Origin of the sequence: Lentilitoribacter sp. EG35 (assembly GCF_040784015.1) — a bacterium.
Taxonomy (GTDB): Bacteria; Pseudomonadota; Alphaproteobacteria; order Rhizobiales; family Rhizobiaceae; genus Lentilitoribacter.
In genome coordinates this window covers 79,762-93,628 of the sequence record NZ_JBFNGQ010000008.1, presented here as the reverse complement: position 1 = coordinate 93,628, position 13,867 = coordinate 79,762, and the positions used below count along the sequence as shown (strand labels likewise).

Here is a 13,867-nt window from a genome sequence, read left to right as displayed (position 1 = left end):
AAAACCACTCTAGGTACAAGTACTGGGTGGATAATGCCAAATGAGACGGCGGCTTAGGGTAGGCCTCTAACGAAAAACGCTCTACAAGAAAGCCATTATGATATCTGGAGAGTACGACTTGTCTAATTCTTTACCCTTGAGCACCTCACTCGCCGACCACTACGATCTTGCACCTTCACTCGAATTGGCAACATCGATGCAGGATATTTATGATCGGATGAAACGTGTTGTAACTCCGCCGGAATGGGCTATTTACGCACCTTATGTGAAGGCAATAAACGAGTTAAAGAAAGAGCGAAACGCGGTTATACTTGGCCATAATTATATGACACCTGAGATATTTCACGGCGTATCGGATTTTGCCGGAGACAGCCTTCAGCTCGCTATAAAGGCAACTGAAGTAGATGCCGATATTATCGTACAAGCTGGTGTGCATTTCATGGCAGAAACATCCAAAATTCTTAGCCCAGAAAAGATCGTTCTTATGCCAGATATGGAAGCTGGATGTTCTCTGGCTGAAAGTATTACCGCAGATGGTGTGCAAGAAATGCGTGATAAGTATCCCGGCGCGGCTGTGGTATCTTATGTAAATACCACAGCGGAAGTCAAAGCAGCTTCCGACATCTGTTGTACTTCCGCAAACGCATTGCAAATAGTGGACGCAATGGAAGGCGATACAGTTATTATGACGCCGGATAAATTTCTGGCTCAAAATGTCGCAAATCAGTCAAAAAAGGAGATCGTTTTCTGGCCAGGCTCCTGTATTGTTCACGAACTTTATACTGCAGATGATCTGCGGTCTTATCGGCGTTATGATCCAGAAGTGAAAATCATTGCTCACCCAGAATGCACCCCCGACGTTGTGGCTGAAGCTGACTTCACCGGATCAACGAGTGGTATTGTCAAATGGGTGCACGATCATAATCCGGCAAAGGCCATGCTTGTGACAGAATGCTCTATGGCATCCAATATAGCAGATCAATTGCCAGAGGTGGAGTTTGCCAAACCATGTAACATGTGTCCCTACATGAAGAAGATCACACTTGAGAAAATACTATATTCTTTACACACAATGGACCATCAGATTGAGCTCGATCCGGCTATTTCCGCAAAAGCACGTTTATCAGTCCAACGGATGATAGATCTCTCACAAAAATTGAGTTCCTGATTAATAACATGGAAGAAATTACAACAGAACGAGTTGTCATTATTGGGGCTGGTCTTGGCGCACTTTATGCTGCGTTGAATCTCGCACCACGCCCTGTGATTGTGATATCGCCAGAAGTTTTAGGCGAGGGGGCGAGTTCAGCTTGGGCGCAAGGCGGCGTGGCAGCAGCCATGGATATAAATGATAGTCCGGAGAAGCATGCACTTGATACAGTACGCGCCGGAGCTGGTACAGTAGACATAAATGTAGCAGATATGGTGACGAACGTCGCAAAGGACCATATTTTAGCATTAACGAGAATGGACACACCGTTTGATCGAACAGAGGATGGAGGCTATACTTTATCTCGCGAGGCGGCGCATTCTTTTGCTCGTGTGGTTCGCGTGAAAGGCGACCAGGCCGGGTTTGAAATTATGGCTGCACTCATCAAACAAGTTCGCCAAACACCCTCAATTCAAGTGCTCGAAGGCACGATGGCGGTTGAATTGCTCAAAGAGGGCAATAGGATTTCCGGTGTTGTCATTGAAGATGCGAATATGCCATGTTCAAATCAAATTCGGCTAACCACGTCAGTCGTTCTTCTTGCAGGAGGTGGTTCGGGAGGACTTTACGCATTAACAACGAACCCGCCGAGAATACGCGGACAAGTCATTGGAATGGCCGCCCGCGTTGGCGCTTTGATTGCAGATGCTGAATTTGTTCAGTTCCATCCAACAGCTCTCAATGTTGGTGAAGACCCCGCTCCGTTGGCAACGGAAGCTCTGCGAGGTGAAGGGGCAATATTGGTTAACAAGCATGGCGTTCGTTTTATGGAACCAATTCATGAAGACGCAGAACTTGCACCGCGCGATATAGTGGCCCGTGCCATTTTTGAACAAACACAAGCCGGACTTAATCCGATGCTGGATATTCGCCCAATTCAAGGTGAAAATGTGAAAATGCGATATCCTGCTTTATTTGAGGCTTGCGCGCGCAATAATATTGACCCGACTAAAACGCCTGTCCCCATTGCCGCCGCCGCACATTACCACATGGGTGGCATTGCGACAGATACTGATGGACATGCAAGTATTAAAGGGCTTTGGATTTGTGGCGAAGCATCTTCAACCGGCTTACATGGCGCAAACCGTTTGGCATCAAATGGCCTGCTTGAAGCCTTGGTCTATGCCCGTATTTGTGCTCAAAGTATTGTTGCAAAAACACCTCAGATAATTGAAAGTCCACAACTCGATGTTTCATTTGAAGCAAGCAGCGAGAAACACAATGATATCGAGGCCATGAACCAGTTGCGACAGATCATGGCGGACTTTGTTGGTGTGTTACGAAATGGTGATGGATTGCGTGAAGCACTTCAACAGATTGCTGAGCTTGAAGAAAGCCAACGAACTAATATTTCATTTATCAATATGTGCGCAACGGCGACCTTAATTGCAGTATCAGCACTCCTGCGCGAAGAAAGCCGTGGAGCGCATGAGCGAACAGACTTTCCAAAAACCAATAAATTAGCTGAGAAAAGATCACAAATTTATCTTTCTGAGGCACTCGACATACGTGCCGAAATTAGTCAGGACACATCATGAGCTTTGCAAATGTGCCAAACCTATTGTTGGAACCGATAATCCGGACAGCTTTAATGGAAGACCTGGGTAGTTACGGTGATGTGACAACCCGGGCAGTTGTTCCGGCAACAACAACCTGCCACGCCGAATTAGTCGCACGAGAAGATGCCGTAATATCTGGAATGCAAGTGGCTGTGATCGCATTTCAGCTTATTGATGCCGATTTGGAGATTACAACACACATATCTGACGGGCAGCGCTGTCAAAAGGGTAATACCCTGATGACAATCAAAGGATCAGCGGCTTCAATATTGTCAGGCGAGCGTGTGGCTCTTAACTTTGCTGGCCGACTATCAGGAATTGCTACCAAAACAGCCCGATTTGTTGACAAGACGAAAGGTACTAAAGCGCGCGTTACCTGCACACGTAAAACGACACCAGGCCTACGTCTTGTCGAGAAATTGGCAGTACTGCATGGCGGAGGCTCCAATCACCGCTTTTCACTATCAGACGCCATTATGATTAAAGATAACCACATTGCAGCAGCAGGTGGTGTGCGTCAGGCGTTAGAAGCTGTCCAAACCCAGGCGAGCCATATGATGGCTGTAGAAATCGAAGTTGATCACTTAGATCAATTGTCCGAAGTGCTCGAAATTGGAGGTGCCAGTGTTGTTCTTTTAGATAACATGGATACTGACATGATGCGTGAAGCCGTTACCATTGTGGATGGACGGATGAAAACTGAAGCCAGTGGAAACGTCACACTCGAACGAGTTCATTCAATCGCAGCAGCAGGGGTTGATTATATCTCATCAGGAGCGCTCACCCATTCAGCACCTTCAATTGACCTCGGTTTGGATTTTTGATTGCTATAGGAGTATTTGAAATTGCATATTTGCAGAACCATACCTGAGATGCGCAGCATCACAACTAAAATGCGTCAGGAAGGTAAACTTGGGTTTGTGCCTACAATGGGTGCCCTACATGATGGACATGTAGCTCTCATTGATCAGTCCGTGAAGGAAAATTCAAATACTGTTGTTTCAATTTTTGTTAACCCAACTCAGTTTGGGGACTCTAACGATTTAGATAATTACCCACGTAATGAAGCAACTGATTTTGCCATACTTCAAAAAGCGGGTGTTAAAGCTGTTTTTGTGCCGGGTGCAGGTGAGATCTATTCGAACAATGATGAAACCATCGTGGAAACAACCAGGCTCGCAAACTCGTTCCATGGGATAACTCGCCCTGGTCATTTTCGTGGTGTAACAACCGTCGTCGCGAGGCTTTTCAATATAGTTCAAGCAGATCACGCATATTTTGGAAAAAAAGACTATCAACAACTAGCGATTATCAGAAAGATGGTCGATGACCTGCATTTTCCTATAAAGATTGAAGCGGTTGAAACCGTTAGAGATATTGATGGGTTGGCGTTATCCTCACGAAACACACTTTTGTCCAAACCCCAGAGGGTTGCGGCCTCAATATTAAATATAGCACTTGAAGAAGCAGGGCTGCAATTGAAATCCGGGGAAACTATTGAGACGGCAATAGCAGCAATCACAAGTATTATTAAGCCCGAACCACTTGCAGAACTAAAAGCAGCTGATGTTGTAAATGCTAATACTTTTCAACTTGCCACAGGAAAGCCGATCGATACCATTTGCATAATGATCTCGGTGCAATTTGGTGACGTTTTGTTAATTGATCAGAAGGAACTTACCTTTGAGTAAACAGACCAAGAATATTAGCCGGACAACAACCACTCAAATTGGGTCGCGTAAAGGTGGCGAGCCCATTGTTTCGCTCACATCGTATCATGCACATACCGCGGCCATCGTCGATAAATACGCTGATTTTATACTCGTCGGCGATAGTTTGGGCATGGTAATGCACGGGATGGATAGCACTGTAGGCGTGCCGCTTGATTTAATGATTATGCATGGAAAAGCAGTCGTGCGCGGAACGAAGCAAGCATTGATTGTTGTAGATATGCCGTTCGGTTCATACGAGGAAAGCCCAAACGTTGCTTTCCGCAATGCGGCCAAAATTATGAAGGAAACCGGATGTGGTGCCATTAAGATTGAAGGTGGCGCGCGTATGGCTGAAACAATCCGATTTCTGGTGGAGCGCGGTATACCCGTCATGGCTCATATTGGATTGACCCCACAATCAAGCAATGTCATGGGAGGCTTCAAAACCCAAGGGCGCAATAAAGAAACATGGCCAACACACATCGCCGACGCCCAAGCAGTCTCCGAAGCTGGCGCTTTTGCTGTTGTTTTGGAAGGCATGGTTGAACCACTTGCAGCAAAAATAACTAAGGAAATAACAATTCCAACCATCGGCATAGGCGCCTCTCCCACATGCGATGGGCAAATCCTAGTTTTGGAAGATATGCTTGGCATGAATCCCTGGACCCCAAAATTTGTCAGAGTTTACGGCCAATTAGGCCCCATGATCGAAGACGCTGTGCAACGTTATGCAAATGATGTTAAACTTCGTTCGTTCCCAAACAGTGATGAAACTTATTCTTGATTACGAAATAAGCAACTTTCACCCAAATACATAAAGCGATGTTATTTCAAGTAAATTGATTGTACATACCTGTTTAATTCGCACCGTAGAAATGGTACTATTTACAAACAAGTTGAATATTCTAATTAGGATAATCATATGACCAATAATCTAACATCCAAAAATAGAGATGAAACTAAATTGCCGACAAAGCAACTCTCTGGCACTGCAAAACGCGCATTAAAAGAAGCAGGAGAACGCCGGCAGGCTCAAAATATCAACGAACCAGCCAAAGAATACGGCGGCAGGGGTGGCAAGGATCCATCTCGGTTTGGTGATTGGGAAATTGATGGCAGAGCGATCGATTTTTAATCAAAATTATTCTACTTGACGAATCATATAAAGGAATATATTCCTTTTAAGTATGAAGACAGTGATTATATTCCTATTTAATGCAATTGTATATATCTTAGCAAGCTCACTATATGCGCATGCAAAAGATACTATTCGTTACATAGAAGGTCCAGTTTTCGCGAAAATTATCAGGATAGTAGATGGCGACACTGTATTGGTTGACGCAACACCATGGCCGTCTCACACAATCCGTGTATATGTTCGGCTTCGCAATATCGATACACCGGAACTTAAATCTAAGTGCAAAAGAGAACGAATCGCCGCTCATCACGCAAAACATGCTCTGAGCAAAATGATAGATGGCAATACAATAACCTTACGCCGTATTTCTGGCGGAAAGTATTATGGCCGTATTCTAGCTGATATTGAAACATTATCTGGTATTAACGCCAGCGATCAAATGCTCAAAATAGGCCATGCTAGACCATATCAAAAAGGCAAACGGGCAAATTTTTGTCAGACAAGCTGAACTTTATTTTCGAGTACTTTTTATCTCTTGCAATGATGACAATTGCTTTTCATTAAAATTATGGATATAGAGATCTCCAATTCCTCCGGAAATTGTGGTAACAAGTACACAGCCTGCGGCACCGGCGCGGGGTTAAGAAAAGGATTCTGTCTATGGCACAACAATTACTTATGCCAAAAGCAACAGCGATTTGGCTAGTTGATAACACAGCGCTAACATTTGATCAGATCGCATTATTTTGTAAAATGCATCCGCTGGAAATCAAAGCCATTGCTGACGGTGAAGCATCGCAGGGTATTAAAGGTCTGGACCCTATATCAACAGGCCAGTTGACTCGCGATGAAATTAAGAAAGCTGAAGAAACGCCAACATATAAGTTAGCTATTGCAACGGCTAAAGTTCATTTGCCGGAGAAAAAGCGCAAAGGACCACGTTACACACCACTATCTAAGCGTCAGGACCGTCCAAACGCTATTTTGTGGTTGGTGCGCAATCATCCTGAACTGAAAGACGCAGCAATTTCTCGCCTGATTGGTACAACGAAGAATACAATTGGCCAAATTCGTGAGCGTACTCACTGGAATTCAGCAAAACTTACACCAATGGATCCTGTAACTTTGGGCCTTTGTAAACAAATTGACCTAGACCTTGAAGTAGAGCGCGCTGCGAAAAACCGCCCTGCAAACATGCCATACACACTTGAGGAAACATTATTGCCAGCTTCTGAAACACAGAACCCTGATGCTGATGTGATGGACATGACACCACCAGCACCAAGCGAAGAGAACAGCAAAATATATGATGCTGATGCCGTATTTTCTAAGCTTTCATCTTTGAAAGACGATAACACTTCAGATGAAAGCTAGATCTTTATTTAAAAAGAACTAGATCTAAAAATTGGGCGCTCAAACATAAGTTTAGCGCCCATTTTACTTATCCAAAAATTTGGTTTCAATCCTCTTCGATTGTCACCGGATAGTTCTGAGCAAGTCGTCCACCATCTGCATAGATGGTTTCACCTGTTATAAAACTAGCTGCTTTCGAAGCTAAAAAAGTGGCTATGGAAGCAATTTCAGATGCTTCACCGATACGATATAGCGGTGTACGCTCCAAAACTTTCTGTTCCATCTCACGATTCCCAATCACATCGATAAGCATATTCGTTTTAATAGAACCCGGTCCAATCGCATTTACACGAATACCATAAGGTGCCAAAGACAGCGCAGTAGCACGCGTAAGCTGTTTCACAGCCCCTTTTGACACCGAATATGGTATCTGCGAAGGAATGGCGACCGTATCGTTTATAGATGACATATTGATAATACATCCAGCGGGTTCGCCATTTTTAACCCGTTCGACCATATGTTTAGCTACAGCTTGGCTTAGAAGAAAAACTCCTTTGAGGTTAACCGCCATAACGCGATCAAAATCTTCCTCTGTAATATCTAAAAAATCCGCCACATGAACGACGCCGGCATTGTTTACTAAAACATCAATCTGTCCAAATGCCCCTATAGTCTGTGCAATTAGATTATGAACATCAATTCGCTCGGCAACACTCCCAACAAAGGTTTCCACCTCACCAACTTGCGAAAGTGCTTTCTGGGTTTCCATCAGCGCTTTCTCGTTAATATCTGTAATCATAACGCGAGCATTATCTTTTAAAAATCGTTCGGCAATAGCTCGCCCGATACCTTGCGCGGCACCAGTAACAACAACAGATTTCAACATAGAAGCCTCTAAATCTTACTTTGATCGATAATTATCAATCGTTGTTTTAATTTCATCAAGAATTGCCGGATCATCAATTGTTGCCGGCATTTTCCATTCCAGGCCGTCATGGATTTTTTGCATAGTCCCACGCAACATTTTGCCAGAACGTGTTTTCGGTAAACGAGATACTTGGATAGCTGTCTTAAATGCTGCAACAGGCCCGATCTGATTACGTACATGCGCAACGATCTCAGCTTCGATTTCATCAGCACCACGATCAACGCCTGAATTTATAACCACAAACCCAATCGGCAACTGACCTTTCAATTTATCATTCACCCCAATAACAGCGCATTCAGCAACGTCTTTATGTCCGGCAATGGCCTCTTCAATGGCACCTGTTGAAAGACGGTGGCCTGCAACATTAATTATGTCATCAGTCCTCGACATAATATAAAGATAACCATCGTCATCCCTATATCCAGCATCCGCCGTTTTATAATATCCCGGGAACTCTTCGAGATATGCTTCAATAAAACGATCTTCTGCATTCCACAATGTCGGCATTGCTGATGGCGGAAGTGGTAATTTCACCACGATATTTCCAAGCTCGTTTGCTCCAAGAGGCTCACACCCGTCATCAACAATTTGCACATCATAACCTGGCATTGGAACGGCAGGTGATCCGTATTTGACAGGAAGCAAACCAAGCCCGGCTGGATTACCTGCAATTGTCCAGCCAGTTTCCGTCTGCCACCAATGATCAATCACGGGAACTTTGAGCATGTTTTCTGCCCACTTAATGGTATCAGGGTCAGCTCTCTCTCCAGCTAAGAAAAGCAACTCAAAATGGGATAGGTCGTATTTCTCTATAAATTCACCAGCTGGATCTTCTTTGCGAATTGCTCGAAAGGCAGTTGGTGCTGTGAAAAGGCTTTTTACTTTATATTCTGAAATAATTCGCCAGAATGTTCCAGCGTCAGGTGTCCCAATCGGTTTACCTTCAAAAAGCACAGATGGATTACCCGTCATCAACGGACCATAAATAATATAAGAATGACCCACAACCCAGCCAACATCTGATGCAGCCCAAAAAACCTCTCCAGGCTTAACGCCATAAATTGACTCCATCGTCCACGATATGGCAACCATATGCCCACCATTATCACGCACTACGCCTTTTGGCTGACCAGTCGTCCCTGACGTGTAGAGAATATAAAGTGGGTCTGTCGCTAGAAGACGCTCACACTCTATATTAGCACCCTTAAATTCTTCCAATAAACCAGCATAATCATAATCACGACCATCAATCATATCCGCTAGGACTTGCTCGCGCTGAACAATGATTGTCGAGTTTGGTTTATGATTGGATAACTCTATCGCCTGATCAAGAAGCGGTTTATATGCTATATTTCTGCTTGGCTCTATACCACAAGATGCGGCAATAACTAACTTCGCTTCACAATCTTCAATACGGGTTGCCAGCTCATTAGCAGCAAAGCCACCAAAAACGACTGAATGAACAGCACCTAGGCGCGCGCAGGCCAGTGTCGCTACAATTGCTTCAGGGATCATCGGCATATAGATAATGACCCGATCACCTTTCACGATACCCTGTGCTCGAATTGCAGCAGCACAAGCTTGGACATCACTAAGCAGTTTACCGTATGTAATCTTGTCTTTAGAACCCGTGACAGGACTATCATAGATCAATGCAACATCGTTGCCTTTGCCGTTATTTACATGACGATCGAGGCAATTATAGCAGGTATTGGTTACACCGTCGGGAAACCATCGACCATAAACTCCCTTGCTTTCATCAAAGATAGTCTTCGGCTCCTCAAACCAATCAATTGATTTACTGGCTTCTTGCCAAAAACCCTCTGGATCAGATTGCCAGTTTGCATAAACAGAATGATACTTACTTGTCACGAAGACCCCTCCCAAAGGTTTTACTTCGTCAAGCAATGACCTAAATTCTGAAATATTTCAAGCTGGATGATTGTCGCACGACAACACATGCGATCAGATTTTGTAACGCTCGCCAAAAATAGCAGATCCCACGCGAACATGTGTAGCTCCAAATTCGATTGCAGTTTGGTAATCAGAACTCATTCCCATGGATAAATTCTCTACACCTGCCTCTCCCGCCAATTTCTGCAAAAGCGCAAAATGTGGACCTGGGTTTTCACCATTTGGCGGGATGCACATCAAACCAATAATGGGTAATGATAAATCATTCTTACAATGCTTTACAAAGGCAACTGCATCCTGCGGTGCTATGCCAGCCTTCTGCGGCTCGAGCCCCGTATTTACTTGAACATAAAGATCGGGGCATTTCCCAATTTTAACGGCTTCTTTTTGAATGGTTTTTGCAATTTTTTCGCGATCTACAGATTGGATAACATCGAACAACTCGATTGCATCTGCAGTTTTATTAGACTGCAATGGCCCAATAAGGTGAAGTTCAATATTCGGTGTTTCAGATTTTAGTTCTAGCCACTTACCCTGGGCTTCTTGAACGCGATTTTCACCAAATACGCGTTGACCAGCTTCGATAACCGGGCGAATTTTATCTGCATTATGTGTTTTTGAAACTGCGATGAGTTGCAAATCTTTTGATGCACCTTTGGATTTCGAAGCCACGTTTTGGATGTCTTCTAGTATGGTTTTTAGATTTTCTTCTACAGACATTATCAGCCTCAATTAGCGATTCACGTGAAACATTTGTTATAGGATCCCTATTAAACCCATATCGAAATTGGCAAGCTTTGCGAATTCCAAAGCAGCTAAGCTCCTTTTAATATCAAAAGCGAACATTTGAATAGTCTTTAGTGTTGACGATGCGCAGCTTTCATGGTGAAGCTCCGCAACAAATGTAAAAGCTCACCGATTGAACTATCAGGAATAAAAATGGCCGTTGAACGTTATAACCCCAGACAAACTGAACCAACATGGCAGAAGCGCTGGGACGAACAAAAAATCTACGAAACACACAATGATGATCCGCGTGAAAAATATTATGTGCTCGAAATGTTCCCATACCCGTCAGGTCGCATTCATATGGGCCATGTTCGCAATTATGCGATGGGCGATGTAGTTGCACGTTATCGCCGAGCGAAAGGTTGTAATGTTCTTCATCCCATGGGTTGGGATGCTTTTGGAATGCCAGCCGAAAATGCCGCCATGCAAAACAAAGTCCACCCCGGTGAATGGACATATCAAAACATCGACACGATGCGCCGTCAGCTTAAATCAATGGGTCTATCACTTGATTGGTCCCGTGAATTTGCGACCTGCGATGTTGAATATTACGCGCAACAACAAAGCTTGTTCCTAGACTTTTTGGACAAAGGCCTTGTTTACCGCAAGAATGCAAAAGTAAACTGGGATCCTGTCGACATGACAGTGCTTGCCAATGAACAGGTTATCGATGGTAAAGGCTGGCGCTCGGGTGCCGAAGTCGAACAACGCGAACTAACACAATGGTTCTTCAAGATCACAGATTTTGCAGATGACCTATTAACTGAACTAGACGGTTTAGATCGCTGGCCAGAAAAAGTACGCTTGATGCAATCCAACTGGATCGGCAAATCAGAAGGCCTGCAAATTCGTTGGGCTTTGGATAGTTCTGCACCAGAAGGCTTCGATGATGTTGAAGTTTACACAACACGCCCAGACACATTGTTTGGTGCGTCTTTCCTGGCCATTTCCGCAGACCATCCGCTAGCAATCGCATTGTCAAAAGACAATTCAGATCTTGCCAACTTCTGCAAAGAATGCAGAAACATGGGCACCTCTGCTGCCGAATTGGAGACAGCTGAGAAACATGGTTTTGACACCGGAATTACAGTTGCTCACCCGCTTGATGAAAATTGGAAGCTTCCAGTTTATATCGCCAATTTCGTATTGATGGATTATGGTACAGGTGCAGTATTTGGATGTCCGGGTCATGATCAGCGCGACCATGATTTTGCTAGCAAGTATGGTCTACCTATCTTGCCTGTTGTAGCGCCAGAAAATAGTAATGGTGAAACTACTGATATTACGAAGGAAGCCTACACTGGTTCCGGTATCATGATCAATTCCAGGTTCCTGGATGGAAAAACACCAAAGCAAGCTTTTGAAGAAGTTGCGAGTGCACTCAAAGCAACTATGCTTGGCGGGGAACCACAAGGCGTTCGTAAAACCCAGTTTAAACTTCGCGATTGGGGTGTTTCCCGTCAACGTTATTGGGGTTGCCCAATTCCGGTTGTTCATTGCGATACCTGCGGCGTTGTTCCCGAGAAGAAAGAAAATCTTCCAATTAAACTGCCCGATGATGTTGATTTTGAAAAACCGGGTAATCCACTTGACCGACATGACACATGGCGCAATACAGAGTGCCCATCCTGCGGTAAGCCAGCAAGACGTGAAACAGACACGATGGATACATTTGTGGATTCATCGTGGTATTTCGCACGTTTCACAGATTCTAAAAACGCTAATCCAACTGATCCAAAAACTGCCAGCGAATGGCTTCCTGTTGATCAATATATCGGTGGTATTGAACATGCGATCTTACACTTACTTTATTCCCGTTTTTTCACGCGAGCTATGCAAGTCACCGGTCACCTCGATATAAAGGAGCCCTTCAAAGGTCTCTTCACCCAAGGTATGGTTGTTCATGAAACATATAAAGGTCCTGAAGGATGGGTCACCCCAGCTGAAATTGATATCAGTGATGTTGATGGAAAACGTACAGCAACATTGATCGGCAAAGAAACCAAGATTGAAATTGGTTCGATTGAAAAAATGTCAAAATCGAAGAAGAACGTAGTTGATCCGGATGATATTATTGAATCATACGGTGCTGATACGGCTCGTTTCTTTATGTTATCCGACTCTCCACCGGAACGTGACGTTATTTGGACCGAAGGTGGCGTCGAAGGCGCACATAAGTTCGTTCAACGCGTTTGGCGTATTATTGGTGAGGCAGCACCTGAACTTAAATATATTAAGAGCAAATCTGCTACAGATGGGCCAGCAAATGACATTTCAAAGATTGCCCATAAGACATTAAAACTTGTTGGCGCCGACCTTGAGAAGCTCGCATTTAATAAATCAGTCGCCAGAATTTACGAATTCGTCAATGCGATTGCTGCGCCACTTTCACAGGTTGCAAATGGTGATGCTGACGACACCATGAAGGCAGCTTGTCGCGAAGCATGCGAGATACTAGTTCACCTAATTGCTCCTATGATGCCTCACTTAGCCGAAGAGTGTTGGATGGCACTAGACTGCAAAGGCTTGGTTGCACAGTCTGCTTGGCCTGAATTTAACCCAGATCTTGTGGCAGAAAGTACTATTATGATGCCGGTTCAGATTAATGGAAAGAAACGGGGCGAACTAATAATTGAGGCCAATGCCGACAAAGAGACAATTGAAGAAGCTGTTTTAGCACTTGATTTTGTTGCTGATAAAATCAATGCTCAACCTATACGAAAACTAATTATCGTGCCTAAAAGGATTGTGAATGTTGTTATCTAATGTGCTCTCAAGAGAAGCCAGACGAATTAGTTTTGTTGCAGGATTTGTCAGTATTCTGGCCGGATGTCAGGTAACACCTCTTTATAACAGTGCAACCTCTAGTGCGCTACCAGCAATCGAAATATCAGATGCCGACGATCGGCTTGAGCAGGTGGTTCGAAATCAATTGGTTTTTCTAAATGGCGGGTCTGGGAATCAAAGTGCTAGTGACTATAAACTCGAATTGAACGTTACACGCAGTGCTTCCGGTGTACTTGATTCAGGAACTGATAATAATTTTTCCGCCGGACGAATGGTTGCAAATGGGACTTATAAACTCATGAAGTTCAGCGATGGGACAGTTATTAGAGAAGGAAAGCGCAGTTCTACCGCGCTCTACGACCTTCCAGATCAAGAATTTTCAAAAATTCGCGCACTTAGGGATGCTGAGGACCGAGCGGGACGTGAATTGGCCGAACTTATTTACGCTGATCTCGCCATAGCACTGCGCAAATAGTC

Annotated in this window: 13 protein-coding genes; 10 read left to right on the top strand and 3 right to left on the bottom strand. The window is 44.3% G+C overall.

What is annotated here, in order from left to right:
* The first annotated feature begins 118 nt into the window (after window positions 1-118).
* The 8 genes from nadA (at window position 119) to AB2J24_RS14285 (ending at window position 6,993) form a co-directional block, all read left to right on the top strand.
* Window positions 119-1,168: a quinolinate synthase NadA gene (nadA, locus tag AB2J24_RS14320; protein WP_367385941.1), complete on the top strand. Its 1,050-nt coding sequence runs from the start codon at window positions 119-121 to the stop codon at window positions 1,166-1,168.
* 8 nt (window positions 1,169-1,176) lie between these two features.
* Window positions 1,177-2,748: an L-aspartate oxidase gene (locus AB2J24_RS14315; RefSeq protein WP_367385940.1), complete on the top strand. Its 1,572-nt coding sequence runs from the start codon at window positions 1,177-1,179 to the stop codon at window positions 2,746-2,748.
* Window positions 2,745-3,593, top strand: a complete 849-nt coding sequence (gene nadC, locus AB2J24_RS14310; protein WP_367385939.1) for a carboxylating nicotinate-nucleotide diphosphorylase — start codon at window positions 2,745-2,747, stop codon at window positions 3,591-3,593. The genes AB2J24_RS14315 and nadC overlap by 4 nt, the downstream gene beginning before the upstream one ends.
* Before the next feature lie 21 nt (window positions 3,594-3,614).
* Window positions 3,615-4,460: a pantoate--beta-alanine ligase gene (panC, locus tag AB2J24_RS14305; protein ID WP_367385938.1), complete on the top strand. Its 846-nt coding sequence runs from the start codon at window positions 3,615-3,617 to the stop codon at window positions 4,458-4,460.
* Window positions 4,453-5,265 carry a 3-methyl-2-oxobutanoate hydroxymethyltransferase gene (gene panB / locus AB2J24_RS14300; protein ID WP_367385937.1) on the top strand — a complete coding sequence of 271 codons (813 nt, stop codon included), beginning with the start codon at window positions 4,453-4,455 and terminating at the stop codon, window positions 5,263-5,265. The genes panC and panB overlap by 8 nt, the downstream gene beginning before the upstream one ends.
* Before the next feature lie 138 nt (window positions 5,266-5,403).
* Entirely contained in the window at window positions 5,404-5,616 is a 213-nt protein-coding gene (locus tag AB2J24_RS14295; RefSeq protein ID WP_367385936.1) for a DUF1674 domain-containing protein, read from the top strand.
* Between the two features lie 52 nt (window positions 5,617-5,668).
* Entirely contained in the window at window positions 5,669-6,127 is a 459-nt protein-coding gene (locus AB2J24_RS14290) for a thermonuclease family protein (protein WP_367385935.1), read from the top strand.
* Between the two features lie 152 nt (window positions 6,128-6,279).
* Complete coding sequence (locus tag AB2J24_RS14285) at window positions 6,280-6,993, top strand: DUF1013 domain-containing protein (protein ID WP_162654616.1); 714 nt, start codon at window positions 6,280-6,282, stop codon at window positions 6,991-6,993.
* Window positions 6,994-7,078: 85 nt separating this feature from the next.
* Here AB2J24_RS14285 and AB2J24_RS14280 read toward each other — a convergent pair whose 3' ends face one another.
* From AB2J24_RS14280 to AB2J24_RS14270, 3 genes are all read right to left on the bottom strand, one after another.
* Window positions 7,079-7,858: an SDR family NAD(P)-dependent oxidoreductase gene (locus AB2J24_RS14280; protein ID WP_162654615.1), complete on the bottom strand. Its 780-nt coding sequence runs from the start codon at window positions 7,856-7,858 to the stop codon at window positions 7,079-7,081.
* 15 nt (window positions 7,859-7,873) lie between these two features.
* On the bottom strand, window positions 7,874-9,772 hold the full coding sequence (locus AB2J24_RS14275; protein WP_367385934.1) for a propionyl-CoA synthetase: 1,899 nt from the start codon (window positions 9,770-9,772) through the stop codon (window positions 7,874-7,876).
* A 93-nt stretch (window positions 9,773-9,865) separates the two neighbouring features.
* Entirely contained in the window at window positions 9,866-10,534 is a 669-nt protein-coding gene (locus AB2J24_RS14270) for a YggS family pyridoxal phosphate-dependent enzyme (RefSeq protein WP_367385933.1), read from the bottom strand.
* 219 nt (window positions 10,535-10,753) lie between these two features.
* Between AB2J24_RS14270 and leuS the strand changes: the two genes are divergently transcribed.
* Both leuS and AB2J24_RS14260 read left to right on the top strand, forming a co-directional pair.
* The gene (gene leuS / locus AB2J24_RS14265; protein ID WP_367385932.1) at window positions 10,754-13,369 is read left to right on the top strand and encodes a leucine--tRNA ligase; all 2,616 of its coding nucleotides are present in this window, start codon (window positions 10,754-10,756) and stop codon (window positions 13,367-13,369) included.
* Window positions 13,356-13,865: a hypothetical protein gene (locus AB2J24_RS14260; RefSeq protein ID WP_367385931.1), complete on the top strand. Its 510-nt coding sequence runs from the start codon at window positions 13,356-13,358 to the stop codon at window positions 13,863-13,865. Before leuS ends, AB2J24_RS14260 begins: the two co-directional genes overlap by 14 nt.
* Window positions 13,866-13,867: the final 2 nt, after the last annotated feature.

Bases quoted from the DNA above. Each gene is read 5' to 3' on its own strand.
- AB2J24_RS14260 (WP_367385931.1), top strand. From the start codon at position 13,356: ATGTTGTTATCTAATGTGCTCTCAAGAGAAGCCAGACGAATTAGTTTT.
- AB2J24_RS14285 (WP_162654616.1), top strand. From the start codon at position 6,280: ATGGCACAACAATTACTTATGCCAAAAGCAACAGCGATTTGGCTAGTT.
- nadC (WP_367385939.1), top strand. From the start codon at position 2,745: ATGAGCTTTGCAAATGTGCCAAACCTATTGTTGGAACCGATAATCCGG.
- leuS (WP_367385932.1), top strand. From the start codon at position 10,754: ATGGCCGTTGAACGTTATAACCCCAGACAAACTGAACCAACATGGCAG.
- AB2J24_RS14280 (WP_162654615.1), bottom strand. From the start codon at position 7,858: ATGTTGAAATCTGTTGTTGTTACTGGTGCCGCGCAAGGTATCGGGCGA.
- AB2J24_RS14290 (WP_367385935.1), top strand. From the start codon at position 5,669: ATGAAGACAGTGATTATATTCCTATTTAATGCAATTGTATATATCTTA.
- AB2J24_RS14295 (WP_367385936.1), top strand. From the start codon at position 5,404: ATGACCAATAATCTAACATCCAAAAATAGAGATGAAACTAAATTGCCG.
- AB2J24_RS14270 (WP_367385933.1), bottom strand. From the start codon at position 10,534: ATGTCTGTAGAAGAAAATCTAAAAACCATACTAGAAGACATCCAAAAC.
- AB2J24_RS14315 (WP_367385940.1), top strand. From the start codon at position 1,177: ATGGAAGAAATTACAACAGAACGAGTTGTCATTATTGGGGCTGGTCTT.